The organism is Marinomonas sp. S3726 (genome assembly GCF_000967665.1).
GTDB lineage: Bacteria > Pseudomonadota > Gammaproteobacteria > Pseudomonadales > Marinomonadaceae > Marinomonas.
In genome coordinates this window covers 178,140-196,524 of record NZ_JXYC01000024.1, presented here as the reverse complement: position 1 = coordinate 196,524, position 18,385 = coordinate 178,140, and the positions used below count along the sequence as shown (strand labels likewise).

Annotated in this window: 18 protein-coding genes; 9 read left to right on the top strand and 9 right to left on the bottom strand. The window is 39.4% G+C overall.

Translation table 11 applies throughout. The annotated features are described in order from the left end of the window. Positions 1 to 94: 94 nt before the first annotated feature. The gene (locus TW85_RS18670; protein ID WP_071210296.1) at positions 95 to 853 is read right to left on the bottom strand and encodes a DUF1223 domain-containing protein; all 759 of its coding nucleotides are present in this window, start codon (positions 851 to 853) and stop codon (positions 95 to 97) included. A 210-nt stretch (positions 854 to 1,063) separates the two neighbouring features. Beyond that, positions 1,064 to 1,690 (bottom strand): LysE family translocator, encoded by a 627-nt coding sequence (locus tag TW85_RS18665; RefSeq protein ID WP_046018631.1) that lies wholly within the window; start codon positions 1,688 to 1,690, stop codon positions 1,064 to 1,066. Between the two features lie 284 nt (positions 1,691 to 1,974). Between TW85_RS18665 and TW85_RS18660 the strand changes: the two genes are divergently transcribed. Continuing rightward, positions 1,975 to 2,871 (top strand): DMT family transporter, encoded by an 897-nt coding sequence (locus TW85_RS18660; RefSeq protein ID WP_046018630.1) that lies wholly within the window; start codon positions 1,975 to 1,977, stop codon positions 2,869 to 2,871. Positions 2,872 to 2,975: 104 nt separating this feature from the next. Here TW85_RS18660 and TW85_RS18655 read toward each other — a convergent pair whose 3' ends face one another. Further along, positions 2,976 to 3,437 carry an Lrp/AsnC family transcriptional regulator gene (locus TW85_RS18655; RefSeq protein ID WP_046018629.1) on the bottom strand — a complete coding sequence of 154 codons (462 nt, stop codon included), beginning with the start codon at positions 3,435 to 3,437 and terminating at the stop codon, positions 2,976 to 2,978. A 132-nt stretch (positions 3,438 to 3,569) separates the two neighbouring features. Between TW85_RS18655 and ilvY the strand changes: the two genes are divergently transcribed. Beyond that, positions 3,570 to 4,460 carry an HTH-type transcriptional activator IlvY gene (gene ilvY, locus TW85_RS18650; protein WP_046018628.1) on the top strand — a complete coding sequence of 297 codons (891 nt, stop codon included), beginning with the start codon at positions 3,570 to 3,572 and terminating at the stop codon, positions 4,458 to 4,460. On the opposite strand, the gene TW85_RS18645 is transcribed toward ilvY, so the two are convergent. The 3 genes from TW85_RS18645 to TW85_RS18635 form a co-directional block, all read right to left on the bottom strand. Continuing rightward, a complete protein-coding gene (locus TW85_RS18645; protein ID WP_046018627.1) occupies positions 4,457 to 5,764 on the bottom strand; it encodes a hypothetical protein in 1,308 nt (435 codons plus the stop codon). The genes ilvY and TW85_RS18645 overlap by 4 nt on opposite strands. A 207-nt stretch (positions 5,765 to 5,971) precedes the next feature. Next, complete coding sequence (ilvN, locus tag TW85_RS18640; RefSeq protein WP_046018626.1) at positions 5,972 to 6,463, bottom strand: acetolactate synthase small subunit; 492 nt, start codon at positions 6,461 to 6,463, stop codon at positions 5,972 to 5,974. Position 6,464: 1 nt separating this feature from the next. Then, the gene (locus TW85_RS18635) at positions 6,465 to 8,180 is read right to left on the bottom strand and encodes an acetolactate synthase 3 large subunit (RefSeq protein WP_046018625.1); all 1,716 of its coding nucleotides are present in this window, start codon (positions 8,178 to 8,180) and stop codon (positions 6,465 to 6,467) included. A gap of 419 nt (positions 8,181 to 8,599) precedes the next feature. Here TW85_RS18635 and TW85_RS18630 point away from each other — a divergent pair, with 419 nt between their 5' ends. Together TW85_RS18630 and queG are read left to right on the top strand one after the other, a co-directional pair. Then, positions 8,600 to 8,860 (top strand): hypothetical protein, encoded by a 261-nt coding sequence (locus TW85_RS18630; protein ID WP_046018624.1) that lies wholly within the window; start codon positions 8,600 to 8,602, stop codon positions 8,858 to 8,860. Between the two features lie 101 nt (positions 8,861 to 8,961). Then, positions 8,962 to 10,050: a tRNA epoxyqueuosine(34) reductase QueG gene (queG, locus tag TW85_RS18625; RefSeq protein ID WP_046018672.1), complete on the top strand. Its 1,089-nt coding sequence runs from the start codon at positions 8,962 to 8,964 to the stop codon at positions 10,048 to 10,050. A gap of 9 nt (positions 10,051 to 10,059) precedes the next feature. On the opposite strand, the gene TW85_RS18620 is transcribed toward queG, so the two are convergent. Beyond that, positions 10,060 to 10,917: an acyl-CoA thioesterase II gene (locus TW85_RS18620; protein ID WP_046018623.1), complete on the bottom strand. Its 858-nt coding sequence runs from the start codon at positions 10,915 to 10,917 to the stop codon at positions 10,060 to 10,062. A gap of 201 nt (positions 10,918 to 11,118) precedes the next feature. Here TW85_RS18620 and moaA point away from each other — a divergent pair, with 201 nt between their 5' ends. The 4 genes from moaA to TW85_RS18600 all read left to right on the top strand — a co-directional run bounded on the left by moaA (position 11,119) and on the right by TW85_RS18600 (position 14,517). After that, positions 11,119 to 12,114 (top strand): GTP 3',8-cyclase MoaA, encoded by a 996-nt coding sequence (gene moaA, locus TW85_RS18615; RefSeq protein WP_046018622.1) that lies wholly within the window; start codon positions 11,119 to 11,121, stop codon positions 12,112 to 12,114. Positions 12,115 to 12,129: 15 nt separating this feature from the next. Continuing rightward, positions 12,130 to 12,645: a molybdenum cofactor biosynthesis protein B gene (gene moaB, locus TW85_RS18610; protein ID WP_046018621.1), complete on the top strand. Its 516-nt coding sequence runs from the start codon at positions 12,130 to 12,132 to the stop codon at positions 12,643 to 12,645. 130 nt (positions 12,646 to 12,775) lie between these two features. Next, the gene (locus TW85_RS18605; RefSeq protein WP_046018620.1) at positions 12,776 to 13,972 is read left to right on the top strand and encodes a molybdopterin molybdotransferase MoeA; all 1,197 of its coding nucleotides are present in this window, start codon (positions 12,776 to 12,778) and stop codon (positions 13,970 to 13,972) included. A 95-nt stretch (positions 13,973 to 14,067) separates the two neighbouring features. Beyond that, entirely contained in the window at positions 14,068 to 14,517 is a 450-nt protein-coding gene (locus TW85_RS18600; protein ID WP_046018619.1) for a hypothetical protein, read from the top strand. A gap of 123 nt (positions 14,518 to 14,640) precedes the next feature. On the opposite strand, the gene TW85_RS18595 is transcribed toward TW85_RS18600, so the two are convergent. Together TW85_RS18595 and serB are read right to left on the bottom strand one after the other, a co-directional pair. Further along, positions 14,641 to 15,561 carry a LysR family transcriptional regulator gene (locus TW85_RS18595; RefSeq protein ID WP_046018671.1) on the bottom strand — a complete coding sequence of 307 codons (921 nt, stop codon included), beginning with the start codon at positions 15,559 to 15,561 and terminating at the stop codon, positions 14,641 to 14,643. Between the two features lie 97 nt (positions 15,562 to 15,658). Continuing rightward, entirely contained in the window at positions 15,659 to 16,576 is a 918-nt protein-coding gene (serB, locus tag TW85_RS18590) for a phosphoserine phosphatase SerB (protein ID WP_046018618.1), read from the bottom strand. Between the two features lie 362 nt (positions 16,577 to 16,938). Here serB and TW85_RS18585 point away from each other — a divergent pair, with 362 nt between their 5' ends. Then, complete coding sequence (locus TW85_RS18585; RefSeq protein WP_238326259.1) at positions 16,939 to 18,303, top strand: hypothetical protein; 1,365 nt, start codon at positions 16,939 to 16,941, stop codon at positions 18,301 to 18,303. Positions 18,304 to 18,385 lie beyond the last annotated feature (82 nt).

Below are 18,385 nucleotides of genomic sequence, written 5' to 3'. Positions count from 1 at the left end.
TATAAAAGCCTTGATTATAAACAGTCATAATCAGGGCTTTTATATTTTATTTGTCCCTGAATCCCATAAGGGCAAACCTAGCTTTACACCTTAATTAGAAAGCATCCTCTTCTAGTAAAGCTGCATCTGCTTGTAAAACATCCTGTGATTTTGTAGAACTAACCCAAATTGCGATTCCTGTTTTCTCTTGCCCTAACTCAGGTGGTTTATCTAGCTTAATCTGCCAACGCTTACCTTGACTGATAAGACTAAAATTATCTAATACAACATAGTCATGATTAAGTCGCCTATTTCTGTTCTCGCCCGCTTTGACCTGAGTTGTAATCCCCATACCTAAATACGCAACATTAAGCAGATAAGGCCCATCAATATCAGGGTGCCCTGAATATTCAGCTTCTAAAAAACCTTGAGTTAATTTAGCCGATAACTGTCCTGCATCACCGTGATTTTGAGGTATATCTCGTTCTCCTCTAAACCATTCTCGCCATTCTTTATTATTCACTACAAAACCTGGGGTATAAACTTGACTTGTATTCCCCTCTCTTACATGTCTTCTTTGTCTACTACTATATTCAGGACGGGAAAAACGATCTTCCCAACCAATGTAATTCCAATAGTCCACATGGTAAGCAAGAGGAATTGCTTTTTCGAAAGGGTTTTCTTCAGTCGCAAGACTAGATAAAAAGCGATCTGCAGGAGGACAAGAACTACATCCTTCAGAAGTAAAAAGTTCTACCACGGTTGGCGCGTTTGAATCTGTTACAAACACTTGTGAATGTGCGGTTTGAGCTGAAAGTAAGCCAAATAAAAACGGAATTGTATAAAAGAGCCTCATATCATCATGCCTTTTCATATGGATAAGTGCACCCTAACAGCACAAGCCTACGCTGATAGAAATATGCGATATAGCTAATATGAGGTAGAAAATCTAATTTAGTTCACTTGTTGATGAATTCAAGTTATGGCAAATAAAACAAAAAGTTTGAAACAGAAGAGTAAAGAGAGGAGCGGCTCACATAATTTTTTATGCGAGCCGCGAATTTTAAATCATGATTCGTAGAATTTAACGTGAGGCGCTAGCAAGTACTGCACTCGCAGCCACAAACACTGCTCCCATAGAACGGTTTAAACGTATGACACCCTTTGAGCTTTTGATGAAACGCTTAATTTGGTTACCTGCTATCGCATAAATATATGAGCCGATAAATTCAGTCACAATAAAAGTAAAGCCCATGATAAAGAACTGAATCATAACGGGTTTATCAAGATTTAACATTTGAGGAAAAACCGCCGTAAATATCAGAATGGCTTTCGGGTTGCTAATAGCAACAATAAACTCCTGACGAATTAATCCTGAATAAGGCACTTTTCTAGTATGAGTAACTTCACCTGAATCAACCCCATGAGCAGCATTACGCCAAGTTTTAATGCCCATATAAAGTAGGTAGCAAACACCCGCCCACTTAACTATGTTGAACAACAGACTAGATGAAACAATAACAGCACCCAGACCTAGAGCAGAAACCAGCATCAAAATAGCAAAGGCAAAATTTCGGCCAATAGTGCCAACCAAAGCTGCCACGGGGCCCTGATTAATACCATTAGACATAGCCATAAAGTTATTAGGACCAGGTCCTAGAGATAACAAAAGAAATATTGGCGCTATCGTTAGCCAGTCAACAAATGCCATGCTGTTTCCTACTGAGTTTTCAAAGTAAATTAAAACGAATTATGAGTGGTTAATTTTCAAGCAATTATCAATTAAATACTTCCTAGCCACAAGAAATTAATCAAACTTTTGAATCGAAAGTTTGCTTGCAAATTTACGCTGTTTTTTAAAGTTTTAAGCCGTTAAATGATTGGTAATTGTCTGGTGAAAAACTTTCCTCTGGCGCAAACTTCTCCACAAGTTAAGACATCAAAACCTTTGCTCAATATCAGATAAGCAAAGGGCACGTTAAAGAGTGAGGATTTATGAGCATTGCACACATCATGTTATGGTTAACCGCGATTATTTGGGGAGTGGGATTTGTTGCACAAAGTGCAGGCATGAACTCACTTGAGCCACATAGTTTTAATGCTGCTCGTTTTATTCTAGCTGCTATATCATTGATTCCTTTATTGTTTATTTTCCCGAGCAAGCAAAGCTATCAAGTTCGTACACTTGTATTAGGCGGAATAGTTGGCGGGATATTTATGTTTACTGGCTTCACTTTCCAGCAAACGGGTTTGCTTTACACCACAGCAGGTAATGCTGGATTTATCACCAGCGTCTATATCGTTCTTGTCCCAATCATAGGCATGGCCTTTGGACAAAAAACCGCACGTAATACTTGGATTGGCATCACCTTCGCTATTGTTGGTTTATATAGCCTAACCATAGGCCCTAATCTAACGATTAATTATGGTGACGCACTTGAACTAGCAGGCTCCTTTTTCTGGGCATCCCATGTATTGGTGATAGGTTATTTATCGAAGCGTATACCCGCAATTCCTTTTGCAATTACTCAGTTTTGTGTGGCCGCCGTTTTGGCTATTGCCGCCGCTTTTATCTGGGAGACTCCAAAACTTGAGAACTTCTATCTAGCTTGGGTTCCAATTGCATACGCAGGTATAGCGGCATCAGGTATTGCTTGCACATTACAAATTCTCGGACAGAAAAAAGTATCGCCGAGTGCAAGTGCCCTGATCTTATCAACCGAAGCTGTCTTTGCAGTCATTGCCGGCTGGCTATTTATGGATGAAGTTTTGAGTTTTGATGCCTATGTTGGCTGTGGCTTGATTCTTATCGGTATGTTGATTAGCCAATGGCCGACTAAGGAAGGTAAAGAAAAAGAAAGAGTCAATGCAGAAACAACGGCCTCAACTTAGTCAGTTTAGTGTTCACCCAAGTTAATGATTCCCATGCGTTAAGCATTACCCTTTTGGCCCAGTTCAGACTACTGGGCCTTTTTTTATCCAATAATTTATTAGCCTCAGCCTTCTAACTCGTTATTAAAAAGGTTCAGTTGCCTTGGCAGCTCTCTTTTTATAGGAGTCGAGAGTATCATCATGGTATGAGTATCGCTTAAATCAATTAATCGATTTAATAAATCATCTAAAGCAGACATAGAGGCTACGCCCACCTTAAGAATAAAAGCATAAGGCCCTGTTAGGTTCTGGCTTTCAATTACTTCATCCAGAGTACTCACCAAGACTTTAAACTCTTTTTCTTTGGCATGATGCACTTCACAACCAATCAAGGCTGTAATGGGAATCCCCATTTTCTCTAAATTGAGTGTTGGTCGGTAGCCTGTAATTACTCCAGACTCCTCTAATTTTCGAATACGTTCAGCCACCGCAGGCGCGGATAAGTGAACTCTTTTCCCTAATTCTGAAAATGACATTCTGGCATTTTCAGTTAAAGCAAAAATCAGCTTTTGATTAATTTTGTCCATTTTTCATAAACCTATGAGGCAAACCTTTGTCATTAGATATGTTGCAATAAATGATATATATTTTTGCTATTATTGCATTTTATACATAAAAACAAACTGCATTTATAGCTTGTTAAATTTAAGGCCTGCTCTATGGATACCAAATCATTGCAACTCTTTTCTCACTTGGCCCAAACTCTACATTTTGGCCGAACCAGTGAAGCGTTTCATATGAGCCCATCCACCTTAAGCCGACACATTAAGCAAATTGAAAATGAAATAGGCCATGTTTTGTTTAATCGAGACAATCGCTCTGTTCAACTAACCATTGAGGGCGAAAGGTTTAACCAATATGCCTTAGAAAGCCTTTCTCAATGGCGCAATTTTAGACGTTCTCTCACCACAAGCGGAGAGCAATTGGTGGGGGAAATCAGCCTTTATTGCTCTGTAACCGCAAGCTATAGTTTTTTGTATGATATTTTGAGTGAGTTTCGTGGTCTGCACCCAAAGATAGAAATGAAATTGCATACTGGTGACCCAGCTCCAGCCCTTGCTCGCGTCATGGAAGGACATGAAGATATCGCCATAGCGGCAAGGCCAAACAATCTACCAAGCAGTATGGCGTTTAAACGTATTGCTATTTCCCCTCTGGTTTTTATTGCTCCTAATGATGTTAATGCCGCTCAATCGCTTGGGGTTTCCATGTCATCCGATAGCAAGATTAACTGGAATCAAGTACCTATGATTTTATCTGAAGAAGGTATTTCACGTTCACGTGTGGATCAGTGGTTTCGACAACGTAATGCAAAACCTAAAATCTATGCACAGGTATCAGGTAATGAAGCCATTGTTAGTATGGTGTCCTTAGGCTTTGGAATAGGTGTGGTACCAAAAATAGTAATCGACAATAGCCCTTTGATCGACAAGGTAAGCATTATGGATCTTCAACCAGAACTAGAGGCTTATGATGTTGGTCTATTTACGCTAAAAAAGAATCTTGCGACACCAATTATCAAGGCTTTCTGGCAACAAATTAACCGCTAAGAGGCAAGGCTTTCATCATCAAGAATATTGTAATTAAAGCGTGATGAAAGTTGATGGAACTCTTTATGGAGCAGTAATAAAGGTTTTTTCTTTTCCATATCATTAATACGGCTAATTAAGAAGCCAGCCATGGATACGTACTGAGATAGTTGGCGTGCTAGCTCTTGCTGAAAGATAAAGTATTCCCTCACCTCTGGTGCCGCTTCCAACAGTTGCATTTCTTCCACATGAGACATCCAACGCGCAAGAGATTCCGTCAGCAAACCTGTACTGGATACAATAAATAAAACCTGTTCAGCTTTTTGTCTAAACCTTAAAGGCAGATTTTTAGAGCTAATTGCAAGTTGTGCCTCTACTTTTTCAAAAAGCTCCAACCATTCATTTAATACCACATGATTTATTAAAATTTTTCGCAAATTCTCTAATAAGCTTTTTTCATCGGTAATGACATGCTTTAAATCTGCGGAGCAAATCGCCTCTATGATGACTTTTGAGTAACGTGGAAAATAATGGGGGGAGTAAAGCTTAAGAATTGGAATGAAGTCCAATGGGCCCACATTAAAAGAGAACTTATCACTCATTCCTACCTGTAAAAACCTGCTTAACCAAACAATTTGGTCTTCATTAGCAACCTCAAGCATGTCTTCTTTTTTCATTAAACCTAGGCTAGTAGGAAACACCTTCATATTCGTAATGGATCTGACTATCGTAATTGGCAAACCGTTAATTTTGCCAAGCACTTGGCTCGTTAATGAGAGAATAGAATCATTAGACCCACCTTTACTGATAAACAGACGGCCAATATCTTGAAATAGACAAGCGGTAAAAACAGCCCGCTTTGTCATTTGGCTGTCTTGCTTTGCTCTGGCTATCATCCATGCACCCCAAGCTAGGGTTAGGGACTTTTTCATTTTACCTGGGTAAAGCTGGGCATAAACCGTAATGAGTTGAACGAGAGTTGGATATTGCGTAAAAAAACCACACATATCAGTGAGGTCTTCTTCGTTATGAAGCTTTAGATGCAGCTCTTTCAATAAATCATTTTCGTTAATGACATTGAGAGTCTGTTGTAGAATTTCATTTCGAGCTAGCGAGTTCTGCATTTTAATGCTGAACTCCAAAGGCTGCTCTAACACATGCTGACGAATTCTAGCCAATCGCGCAGATGTTAACTCAGTATCAGCTTTGACTAATACTGCCCCTTCCTTGTTTAAAATATCTTTAGAAGCTAATGCGCTGTTCTTAGGTTCAATTGATTCCAGTTGAACCGCATACTCCTTAGACATCTGATCAGCCAGCTCCATATCACTCCTTTAAGTCCTTTTAACCCTTTTGATAAATATGGCCTAATTAGCAAGATAACATGATATCTCTATAAAATGCATTTATAGAATAGTTGAATATTAAAAAAATGAGGAAAAAAAAAGCCACATAAATGTGACTTTTTTGTAACTCTATTCAGTTTTATTTTGAGCCAATCAAGAAAACTGAATGGCTCAAAATATAAAGTACTAAATACTCAGTACTTTCTCTCCGCGTGCAATACCGGAAACACCCGTTCTCACAACTTCTAGTAGATGAACAGCACCTAGTGACTGTAAAAAGCCATCTAGCTTGTCTGATTCACCCACAATTTGAATTGTGTAAATAGACGGTGTCATATCAACTATGTTGCCACGGAAAATATCAACTGTACGCTTAATCTCAGCGCGTTGTGCACCTGTCGCACGCACTTTAACCAACATCAATTCACGCTCGATGTGCTGCCCTTCAGTAAGGTCAACTAGCTTAACGACATCGATCAGCTTATTAAGCTGTTTTGTAATCTGCTCAACCACTTGGTCTGAACCAAAGGTTGTCAAAGTTAAACGCGACAAGGTCGGATCATCAGTAGCAGCTACGTTTAGAGATTCGATATTAAAGTTTCTTTGAGAAAATAAGCCAACTACACGCGACAAGGCACCTGGTTCGTTTTCCATCAATACAGAGATAATGTGTCGCATATTAGGTACGCTCCGTCTTGCTCAATAACATATCACGCATGGAACCACGAGGTACCTGCATTGGATAAACATGCTCTTCAGGGTCAACATAACAGTTGATAAATACCAACTGATCCTTCATGGCAAAAGCTTCAGCCATTTTTTCATCAAGTTCGTCTTTTGTATTAATCTCAACGTACTGATGACGATAGGCTTTCAATAAAGCTTCAAAGTCAGGTAAAGACTCAAGGTATGAACTAGAGTGGCGACCTTCATAGTTCATATCTTGCCATTGGCGTACCATGCCAAGATAACCATTATTCAAACATAAGATTTTAACGGGCAAACCGTATTGCAAGCAGGTAGACAGTTCTTGAATATTCATTTGAATACTGCCTTCACCTGTTACACATACTACTTCTTCATCTGGGAAGTTTAGTTTGATACCCATAGCCGCAGGTAAACCAAAGCCCATGGTGCCTAGACCGCCTGAGTTAACCCAGCGATTTGGTTTATCGAACTTGTAGTATTGTGCAGCAAACATCTGGTGCTGACCTACATCGGAAGCAACAAATGCATCCCCTTTAGTCGCTCTCCAACATGCTTCAACCGCAGCCTGTGGCTTGATTTTTTCACTCGTAGTATCGTATTTACCACCGTGAACCTTGCGCCATTCTTCAATCTGCTTCCACCAGCCATCTAACACACTTGCATCCGCTTTCTTAGAAGACTCAACAAGACCTAACATTTCGGTTAGTACTTGTCTTACTGGACCAACAATAGGTACATCAGCACGAATGGTTTTAGAAATAGCAGCAGGATCAATATCGATATGAATGATCTTAGCGCCAGGACAGAATTTATCAGGGTCATTTGTTACCCTGTCATCGAAACGTGCCCCCACAGCAAGAATCAAATCACTATGGTGCATGGTCATATTCGCTTCATAGCTACCATGCATACCTAACATACCCACAGATTGACGATCCGTTGCTGGGTAGCCACCTAGGCCCATTAGTGTATTGGTTACAGGGAAGTTCAACGCTTTACCCAATTTAACCAGTAGATCAGATGCGCCACCTAAAATAACACCACCACCGGCGTAAATGATTGGGCGTTTCGCCGCCAGCATTAAATCAACCGCTTTCTTAATCTGGCCACTATGGCCTTTTGTTGGTGGCACGTAAGAACGTAGAGAAACCGTTTCAGGGTATTTATATTCAAACTTTTCGTTTGGTACTGTCATATCTTTCGGGATATCAACGACAACAGGACCAGGACGACCAGAAGACGCAATGTAATACGCTTTTTTCAGGATTTCTGGAATTTCTGACGCATGTTTCACAGAGAAACTGTGTTTTACGATTGGACGACTTACACCAACCATATCAGTTTCTTGGAATGCATCTTCACCAATCAGGTAACTCATTACCTGACCACAGATTACAACCATTGGAATTGAATCCATATAAGCCGTTGCAATACCTGTAATGGTATTTGTTGCACCAGGACCAGATGTTACAAGTACTGTACCCGCTTTACCGGTTGCACGAGCATAACCATCTGCCATATGTGTTGCAGCTTGTTCATGACGAACAAGTACGTGTTTGACGTCATTTTGGCGATGCAATGCGTCATAGATATGCAAGGCTGCCCCGCCTGGATATCCATAAATATACTCTACGCCCTCATCTTTAAGAAAGCGGGCGATCATTTCACCACCGGATAATAATTCCACCTTTTTACCCTCTATTATTCGTTTTACTGCTAGATTTTTATGGCACATATTGTACCCATATATCTTAGTCAGATAAATATTGATTAAACGAAGTTTGCAAAGCTTATGCAGAAACCCTAAAAAAGGTGCATTCAAACGCAAAAAATCGCAGTAATAACACTGCCCGCGTTTTTCGCGAGGAGAAATGTAAAGTTGTAACTTAAATCACTTCACATTTTTGTGTGCATTCATATGTCTATGCATATGATTGGGATAGGCTGTTGGCCTAAATAAGATTTTTAGCTGGGATGTTTGCTAAAAAGATGCCTTATTCTGCCTATTTATTCCCCAAGCTGTCAAGCAACATTTATGAAGAAGCTTGCCCTTCATCCCGCTTCGTGGTGTCATAGGCTGATTTGAACAGTAGGAGTTTTAAAACAATGGCAAGTGAACTAAATCAACAACGAATTATTGATGAATTTTTACGCTGTTTTAGAAAAATGATCATGGAGCCAGAACTAGCAGGAGAGCTGGTTCGCATTGCGAAAGAACATATTAATGAGCCAGATGCATACGAGCGCATCTCTCAAGAAGTTTCTAGCCAAACAACGTTAAAAATTACAGATGAACACACAGATGCAGACCGCATGTTTATCAACTTATTAATCGATGTCGTAAAAGGCGATTCTAACCTTTATTAGCCTGGTTACTTCTTTTAAAGGCATAACAAGTGTTTATGCCTTTAAAAAGTACCTCCCTTAAAAGCCTTATCTCTTTGTCATCATTAAAAAACGATCTAAGCATGTCTCAAACTAGCGTATTAAGTGCCGCTGAATTAAACGAACTCGTCCTTAAAATTAAAGACTGGGCAATAGAATTTGGTTTTGCTGAAGCAAAAATAACGGGCACAGATTACAGCCAGCATAAAGATGACTATCAAGCATGGATTGACGCGGGCTACCACGCCAGTATGGATTATCTTGCTAACCATGGTGACATGCGCTTTTATCCAGAACAGCTGCATCCAGGCACGCAACGTATTATTGCTTTACGCATGCACTACCTGCCCCAATCGGTTGAAACAGTTAAACGCCTACAAACCAAGAGTAAAGCTTATATTGCTCGTTATGCTCTTGGCCGTGATTATCACAAGCTAATACGTAAACGCTTAACTCAGCTTGCTAAAAAGATTCAAGAAGAAGTAGGTGATCATGGTTATCGTGCCTTTGTTGATAGCGCACCCGTTCTAGAAAGACAAATTGCTGAAAATGCTGGCTTAGGTTGGACAGGTAAAAACACGCTCTTACTCACTCCTAAAGCGGGTAGCTGGTTTTTATTAGGTGAGATTTTTACTAACCTCCCACTACCAGTTGATAAGCCAACGCCAAAAAGGCATTGTGGCAGCTGCACTGCTTGCCTTGATCTTTGCCCTACCGATGCCTTTGTCGAACCTTGGGTTTTAGATGCTAATAAATGTATTTCCTACCTCACCATAGAACATGATGGACCGATACCTGTTGAACTTAGGTCGAAAATGGGTAACCGAATTTTTGGCTGTGATGACTGTCAGCTAGTTTGCCCTTGGACAAAGTTCGCTAAATACACTGAAGAGCAAGATTTTCAACCTCGCCACCAACTTGATAAAGAAGAGTTAGTCACACTCTTTTTGTGGCAAGAAGATGAGTTTCTGAAAAAAACAGAAGGCTCACCTATACGCCGAACAGGCTATGAGAACTGGCTCAGAAATATCGCCATTGCACTTGGTAACGCTCCCTATAGCGAAGATGTAATTAACGCCTTAAAAAGCAGAGAAGATGACAGCTCTGAGTTAGTAAAAGAACATGTTAACTGGGCCTTAGCTCAACATGCCCTTAAACCTAAACTCATTTAACACCATTCATTACTTTGAATAGCGAATTAAGCCTTCTTGTACCGTAGATGCAACCAGCTCCCCTTTTCGATTAAATATCTGACCTCTAACAAAGCCCCTTGCACCACCAGCACAAGGACTATCAGCCACGTAAAGTAACCAGTCATCTAATTTAAAAGGACGATGAAACCAGATAGCATGATCAAGACTCGCGATATTCAAATAACGATTACCGATTGAGATACCATGTGGTGTTAAGGCTGTTTCTAAAAAACCATAGTCGCTTGTATAAGCCAACATAGATTGATGAATCAGTTGGTTATCAGGCAAAGGTGCCACACTTTTAATCCACATATGGCGCTTAGCTATGCCATGCCTTGGTCTAAATGGATTTTGATTTTCTACAACCCGACATTCTATCGGCCTATCAGCAATAAACAGATCTCTAATCTTATCTGGAATTTCGCTAGCATGAGCACGGTATAAATCCAGTTCAGATTGGAAGTGCTCAGGCCCCGGCACATTTGGCATGACATCTTGGTGCTCAAAGCCGTCCTCTTCCTGATGGAATGAGATAGACATGTTAAGGATTTGTTTCCCAAACTGACTTGCCACCACTCGACGCATACTAAAGCTGCCACCATCACGAATGACTTCTACTTCGTAGTTAATTGGATGTGATGCATCACCAGGACGTAAAAAGTAAGCATGTAGTGAATGGGGTTGGCGATTCTCTACTGTTTGTGTGGCAGCGGACAAACCTTGTCCTATGACCTGACCACCAAAAACTTTAGGAAAGCCCAGATCCTTGCTGCGGCCAATAAAATGGGTTTCATCTTGTTGCTCTAATTTAAGAACATCAATCAAATCATTTACGACATTTTGCAATTTTCTTAAACTCCCATTCAGTTAATTATAAAACTCTTATATAGATTAATAACTTGAATTTAATCATACGCTTAAAGCTTATGTCATAAATCAAATTAATAGCAAATTAGTCACATAATATGAAAATTATTTATTCTGTTAACTTTGCTTATTGCGCTTTTTTTTGGTTCTATGGACTTGCTAACTCTGTGAGGTATTTTTTTGTCTGAGTCATCCCTAGTCGATCCATTTGGAAGACGCATAGATTATCTTCGTATTTCTGTCACCGACCGCTGTGACTTTCGCTGCACTTATTGCATGGACGAAGATGTCACTTTCATGCCTAAAGAACACATTTTGTCTTTAGAAGAGATCGTCACTACTGCGCGTACTTTCATAAAAATGGGGACGAAACGCATCCGAATTACCGGAGGTGAACCACTTGTCAGAAAAAACATTTTATGGGCTCTTGAACAAATTGCCAATACCCCAGGCTTAGAAGAGTTAACCATCACAACAAATGGCTCTATGTTAAAAAAATTGGGCCAATCGCTTTATGATGTCGGTGTATCTCGATTAAATGTCAGTCTAGATACACTCATAGAAGAAGAATTTAACCGTCTAACGCGTCGCAACAAGTTTAAGCAAGTCGTTGAGGGGATAGAAACCATTGCGGCTCTTCCTTTTAATCGCTGCAAAATTAATAGCGTCATTATGAAAAACCAAAATGACGATCAAATTTTGCCTTTGGCCAAATTTGCCCTTGCTCATAATATGGACATTAGTTACATAGAAGAGATGCCACTGGGCGCTATCACTGCACATGATAGAGCTGAGTCTTATATGTCTAGTGATGACGTTATCGAACTATTAAGTAACCATTATCAACTAAGCAAAAGCTCGGCCACGACACCGGGGCCGACCCAATACTATAAAGTTGAAGGCGAACAAGGACGAATTGGGGTCATCTCTCCCCATAGTCATAATTTCTGCTCTAGTTGTAACCGCATACGCATGACAGTCGAAGGCCGCCTGCTATTATGTCTTGGCAATGAGCACTCTCTTGATTTAAAACCTTATATACGCGCAACGAATCAAGATAAACTAACCTTAGAAGATGCCATTATCAAAGCCTTGGCACTGAAACCCGAACAGCACTATTTTAATCTAGAAGAAGAACCACAAATTTTACGCTTTATGAGCGCTACTGGTGGTTAATTAAGAAGGCAAACAATGAGCAAGACAGCTAAACCTTTTCGTCCCTTAAATATTAATGTACTTACCGTTTCAGATACTCGATCTATTGCTGAAGACACTTCAGGTGATGCCCTAATTGCAGGTCTAACAGAAGCAGGCCACAACCTAGTAGAAAGAAAGCTCGTAAAAGATGACATTTATGACATGAGAGCAGCTGTGTCTAACTGGATTGCAGATAAAGAGATTAATGTCGTCCTTATTACTGGTGGCACTGGTTTTCATTCAAGAGACAGTACTCCAGAAGCGTTAAAACCACTTTTTGATATGCATGTTGAAGGCTTTGGTGAACTCTTCAGGCAAATTTCTTTTGAAGAAATCGGCACTTCAACAATTCAATCAAGAGCAGCAGCGGGTATTGCCAATCGTACCTTAGTATTTTGTCTTCCTGGTTCGACAGGTGCATGTAAAACAGCTTGGTATAAGATTATAGAATCTCAACTAAATGCAACAACTCGTCCTTGTAACTTTGTTGAGATGTTACTAGGTAAGTAAAACCTAGTTTTAAATAAATTAACAAGCATATGAAGAAGTGCACTTTTTATTCAGTGCACTCTTTCACACACCACCTCAAATACGTAAAGTCTAATCACTTGTTCCAGCTAAATATTCATTAAGGCCAATCATGTCTAAGTCGCCATTAATCTCTTTCACGGATGCTCTCAATACGATTCAAGCAAACTCCAAATGCTTGGTATCCAACCAGACAATCGAACTTAATCAAGCTCTAGGCAAGGTTTTGGCACAAGATATTATTGCTGAACTTGATATACCACCGGCATCAAACAGTGCAATGGATGGGTATGTGATGCGCTTTGAAGATTGGCAAGCAAACAAGGTGTTTGCCATTAGTCAACGTATTCCAGCAGGCCAAGCTGCAACAGAATTAGCGCCAGGTACAGTTGCTCGTATTTTTACAGGAGCGGAAATCCCCACTAATGCTGACTTGGTTATTATGCAAGAAAATGCGACCCAGCAAGATGAGGGAGTAAGCTTTCAGCAAACACCTAAACAACATGACAATATTCGCCCACAAGGCCAAGATATTACTAAAGGTGATTTGGTTTTAAGTAAAGGAACTCGCCTTGAAGCTCAACATTTGGGCATGATAGCAAGCCTTGGTATCAAGCAGGTAAATGTATTCAGCGAATTAAGCGTTGGCGTTTTAACCACAGGTGATGAACTTGTTGAACCAGGAACACCTCTTGCCCAAGGCCAGATTTATAATAGTAATGGCCCTATGCTCAAGGCATTAGTGGAAAAGCTAGGTTATAAAGTCACAAGCTATCAACATGCTCCGGATAATCATGAAGAAACAGAAGCCATTCTGGCAAAAATGGCACCTGAATGTGACATCATTTTATCCTCTGGTGGTGTATCGGTTGGCGAAGAAGATCACGTTAAAAATGTGATTCAGGCTAATGGAGAACTACTTCTTTGGAAAATTGCAATAAAACCAGGAAAACCTTTAGTTCATGGAAAAGTATTTGATACCCCTTTTATCGGCTTGCCAGGTAACCCTAGCTCTACTTTAGTGACTTTCCACTGGTTTGCGACGATAGCATTAGCGGTAAGTTCAGGTTTAACAGTGAACCCTGTACAAGGTTTTGCAATAGCGTCTGGGTTTAGTCGCCAAAACGTCATTAGTCGTGATGAGTTTTTAAGAGTGTCGATAGTTAATGGCAAAGCTGTTGCTCACTTTCAACAAAGCTCTGGAGCACTAAGTGCTGCTTGCCATAGCCATGGTTATTTCCACATACCTGCCGGTGAAAAAATCGAAGAAAACAAACGTTTTATTTTTTACCCTTTCTCTAGCTTTTAATTCCTGATTTTTTGAATAAGCTCGGTTTATGAACTAGATTATAGAAACATTCTAGCGATATTAAACTGAGTTATTCTAAGTTTTGGGGAGTACGCATGCGCAATCTTGAATGGGAAGATTCGTTATATCAACACCAGCATCAGATGATAAAACGTCTAGATACTTACCGTAAGCAGCCTTCAAGTAAAGAATTAACAAGCGACGATAAGATGGTGATTGAGCATTCGTTTCAACTCCTGGTAGCGTCCATGTTAGATCTCGCCAAATACGTACTTAAGCATCATTACAAAACCAAAGTATATGAGCGACACGAAGTACTTAAAGCCTTACTAGAACATAATGATGTCACCTTTGAACAAGGTGAACAAATGAGAATATTGATAGAGATTCGTGAAAATATTTTATTTGATTACTTAGACGAGAATTTTAATATTCTAAGACAAGCAATGGAGTTAAGACGCTATAGCTTAGTAGAAGTACTAACAAAAGAGTGGACAACGAGACTTAAAAATATTGATGCTCAACTAAAGCTAAATGCTGGCTAATATCTATGGCGCTCAATAAAAGCTCATTAACCATTGCACTTAGAACTTAGAACCTAGACATATCAGCAAGAGTAATTATGCAAAAACACTCAAAATAACTCTTGCTGATATATAAGTTCTTATCTAGCCCATTTCATTCACAAACGCATTACGGATAATACCGCGCAACCATTGATGACCTAGATCAAACTGGTATCTATCATGCCAAATCATAGAGTAATCAAAAGTACGAGTTTCAAATGGTAGATCGTAAATTTTAAGATCTGGTGAGGTTGCTAAAATATCTGTCGCAAATAAACGCGGCACAGTCAGCAATAGATTACTGCTAGAAACCACTCTCACAGCGGGTACAAAGTTTGGAAGCACAATAGCGACATGCCTTTGATGACCCATCTTGTCTAATACTCTATCCACTGCTGCCCTTTCTTTTTTACCTAATACCACTTGAGCATGGTGTAGATTCAAGTATTTCTCCAAAGTCAGCTCACCTTGAAGCCCTGGGTGATCGGCTCTAGCAATACAGACCATTTCATCTGTGTCTAATCGCACTGCTCGAATACTGCTAGGTGGCTCTTTTGAGATAACAGCAACAGCGACATCAATATCATTCACATCCAACTCAAAAGACGTGCCTTCATGCCAATGTTTTACATCCAACACCGCATTAGGTGCCTGCTGTCTAAAACTATCTAAAATTTTAGGCAATACAGTTAAAGCACCGAAGTCTGTAGTAGATAAAACAAAACGACGTTGTGAGGAGGCAGGATTAAACTGAGGAGGCTGAACTAAACTTTCTAATCCCTTCAACATATCAACCAAGTAAGGCGCTAAATTTTCTGTACGAGCCGTTGGCGATAAGCCATGGGAAGTACGAACAAATAAGGGGTCATTAAATACTTCTCTAAGTCTAGCAAGAGAGCGACTGACCGCTGGTTGACTTACGTTTAACTTCTGCGCCGCCTTAGTAACGTTCAGCTCATCAATTAAAACTTGCAGAATATAAAGCAAGTTTAAGTCAATTTCTGATAATTTTATTTCTTGCAAAGAAATAACCCCCAATTATAAATTCTTGTAAAAATTATTATTTATAGCATATCAAAACTGCATGATATGCCAATCAAATTAATTAAATGAATAAAAATTAAGCAGATATTTGCCTAATTTCTGCAGATGTCATACCTAATAAATACAATATGCTATCCAAACCTAGTTGATTAACAGGGTGTGGAGCTTGCTCTCTCACTAAAGGCTTAGCATGCAATGCGACACCAAGGTTCGCCGTATTCAGCATAAGCAGATCGTTAGCACCATCTCCGCAAGCGATCGTTTGAGATTGGCTGTAACCTGTTTCTTGTAAAATGCTTTCTAATAAATGCTTCTTGCGACTGCCATCTACTATTGGTCCTAGATGTTTACCTGTTAATTTATCGTCTTCTATTTCTAAAACATTGGCATGTACTTCACTGAAATCGAGAGCACGTTTTATTTTGTCTGCAAAGAAAGTAAATCCACCAGAGAGAATCGCGGTGTGCCAATCAAAGTGATTTAGCACTTTCATCAGCTTATCGATACCTTCCATATATTCAATACGAGCAAACACACCATCCATGACATCACTGCTCAAACCGTCAAGCAAAGATAATCGCTTAACAAAACTTTCTGTAAAATCTATTTCACCACGCATAGCACTCGCAGTAATAGCAGCAATCTCTTCACCAATTCCTGCCTCAACTGCCAGTTCATCCATCACTTCAGCTTTAATTAAAGTTGAGTCCATATCAAATACAGCTAAACCTGGTCGGCTAATATCCACAGATTGGCTTTGATAAACATGGTCAATATGACTCTCATCAGAGAAACTTAATAACTGAGCTCTCACCATAGCCTCTTGCTCTTTAGTAAAAGGGCTATTCAGGTTCCATCTCTGCACTGCAACAGGGTCACTTGAATCAGTTAAATACTGACGACTTACATCTTTATTATATTCAGCTAACCAAGACTCTAATTGATCCATTGTCTTTTGATCAATGGCACCCAATAACGTAATACTTGCAGACATAGTTTTTCCTCAAACGACATTAGTTCAACTATATCAAATACCTGCCCAATCAAATACTCTAGATGATGAATCACCATACAAAATACACATTTTAAGTCTAAAATAGCTACTAAAGACGACAAAAGACTAAGTAAAGTAATAACAAAAACATCACAGGGAAGCCCTAGCTGCCACATGATGAAAAAAGGCTAACTGATTAACAAATATGCAAATTAAAGAAAACTAATCTCAGCCGATAGCATATAAACACCCTGACATTTAGACGCCTTTGGAATATTGACAGAATAATGGATATCAAAGCAAAAGCTCGCAATCTCAGCACGACTCTTGAACAGAGAATAAGTGCCTCAATAGTCACTTTAATGACTTTTCTCAGCTTAATTTTGATCTCACTTACCATTTTTTGGGCGACTATTACTAACACGCTTGAAGGTTATTTAACCCAACAAACCGAAGTACTGGGTAGCAGCTTAGCAACGCAAGCAGCCTTTAATGCAACCCAATCAATTTTAACCAATGATCTATTAAGCTTAAATGTACTGCTCACGAGGCTTGTCGTTGACGAAAATATTTTAAGTGCGCGAGTATTTAATAAAAAAGACGAACTACTTGCTGAAGCTTCTAGTGATAACAGTAGCCATTTAAATGATAGTGATATTAGCCTTAGTGAAAACAAAAGAGTATTTAGCTCTAGTGTTAAATTTAGACAAGAGGTCGTAGGACACGTCATTATTACGCTTGATAAAACGCCTACTCAGAACATTCTCTCTAGACTAAATTCTTTGCTTATTAGCGTTAGTATATTTATTACAGCGATTGCACTTTTCATTGTCTTTTTTATGACTAAAAAGCTCTTCGCCCCCATCACAAATGTGAGTGAAGCATTAGAAGCCCTTCTTAAAGGCCATACCGATGCACACCTCAACAAAGGGCTTTATAAGGAAGCAAACACATTATTAGGCTTACTTGCTAAAGTGCAGTCCCTTGAATGGCTGCCTAGCGCACAAGGCGACAAGAAAGCCCAAACAGATACAAATATACAAATCTTAGAGGCAGAAACAGGGATAGATAAAGAGGATCAGTTTGAGTTTAATTTCGAGCAAATTTTTGAAGAAGATAAACAAAGAAGCTGCATTCTTTATATTGAATTAACCAATATGTCTCAGTGGCAAGAAGAGTTTACCCCTATTCAAATCGCGAACCTTTTTACTCCTGTTTATCGGGCTATGTTTCAAGCTAGTGAAGCCTATTGCGGGCAAGTTCATCAATATCAAGAAAACGCAACTTTAATTCTATTTAGTGCAAGTGAATGTGAAGATCAGCTTTATTTAAATGCTATTTGCACTGCAAAGTTATTTACTAACTTATTAGAAAAACTCTTACAGTCAGATATTTATGCCGACACTCCTAGCATTGAATATAAGATAGTGATTGATGATGGTATTAAAAATCTCGCCCAACGTATGGAACAGGCAGATAACATACCACTGGAGTTTGAAGAGCTATTTAGAGAAATCAAACAATTGAGCGATGAGATCGAAGTAAAAACAACTGCAATTAGTGAAGCCATTTTCGTTTTGCCTGAAATTCAGAATAAAGTCTTTACAGGGTTACCGGAAATACACACGGATGAAAAAGGGAATGAAAAACTAAGCTACTCGATTAAAGGCATGTCAGATAAACTGCTAAGTAAAATCCAAACTAAGTTTGAACAAATCAGTGAATAATAAAGAACCTACCAATAAGTCACCTCTTCTCAGTCTGTTCTTTTAAGTTAATGGGGAGAAGTATCACTCAGGGGGGGTACTT

Bases quoted from the DNA above. Each gene is read 5' to 3' on its own strand.
- TW85_RS18630 (WP_046018624.1), top strand. From the start codon at position 8,600: ATGGCAAGTGAACTAAATCAACAACGAATTATTGATGAATTTTTACGC.
- TW85_RS18585 (WP_238326259.1), top strand. From the start codon at position 16,939: ATGACTTTTCTCAGCTTAATTTTGATCTCACTTACCATTTTTTGGGCG.
- queG (WP_046018672.1), top strand. From the start codon at position 8,962: ATGTCTCAAACTAGCGTATTAAGTGCCGCTGAATTAAACGAACTCGTC.
- TW85_RS18665 (WP_046018631.1), bottom strand. From the start codon at position 1,690: ATGGCATTTGTTGACTGGCTAACGATAGCGCCAATATTTCTTTTGTTA.
- TW85_RS18670 (WP_071210296.1), bottom strand. From the start codon at position 853: ATGAAAAGGCATGATGATATGAGGCTCTTTTATACAATTCCGTTTTTA.
- TW85_RS18600 (WP_046018619.1), top strand. From the start codon at position 14,068: ATGCGCAATCTTGAATGGGAAGATTCGTTATATCAACACCAGCATCAG.
- TW85_RS18660 (WP_046018630.1), top strand. From the start codon at position 1,975: ATGAGCATTGCACACATCATGTTATGGTTAACCGCGATTATTTGGGGA.
- serB (WP_046018618.1), bottom strand. From the start codon at position 16,576: ATGTCTGCAAGTATTACGTTATTGGGTGCCATTGATCAAAAGACAATG.
- ilvY (WP_046018628.1), top strand. From the start codon at position 3,570: ATGGATACCAAATCATTGCAACTCTTTTCTCACTTGGCCCAAACTCTA.
- ilvN (WP_046018626.1), bottom strand. From the start codon at position 6,463: ATGCGACACATTATCTCTGTATTGATGGAAAACGAACCAGGTGCCTTG.
- TW85_RS18645 (WP_046018627.1), bottom strand. From the start codon at position 5,764: ATGGAGCTGGCTGATCAGATGTCTAAGGAGTATGCGGTTCAACTGGAA.
- moaB (WP_046018621.1), top strand. From the start codon at position 12,130: ATGAGCAAGACAGCTAAACCTTTTCGTCCCTTAAATATTAATGTACTT.
- TW85_RS18605 (WP_046018620.1), top strand. From the start codon at position 12,776: ATGTCTAAGTCGCCATTAATCTCTTTCACGGATGCTCTCAATACGATT.
- TW85_RS18655 (WP_046018629.1), bottom strand. From the start codon at position 3,437: ATGGACAAAATTAATCAAAAGCTGATTTTTGCTTTAACTGAAAATGCC.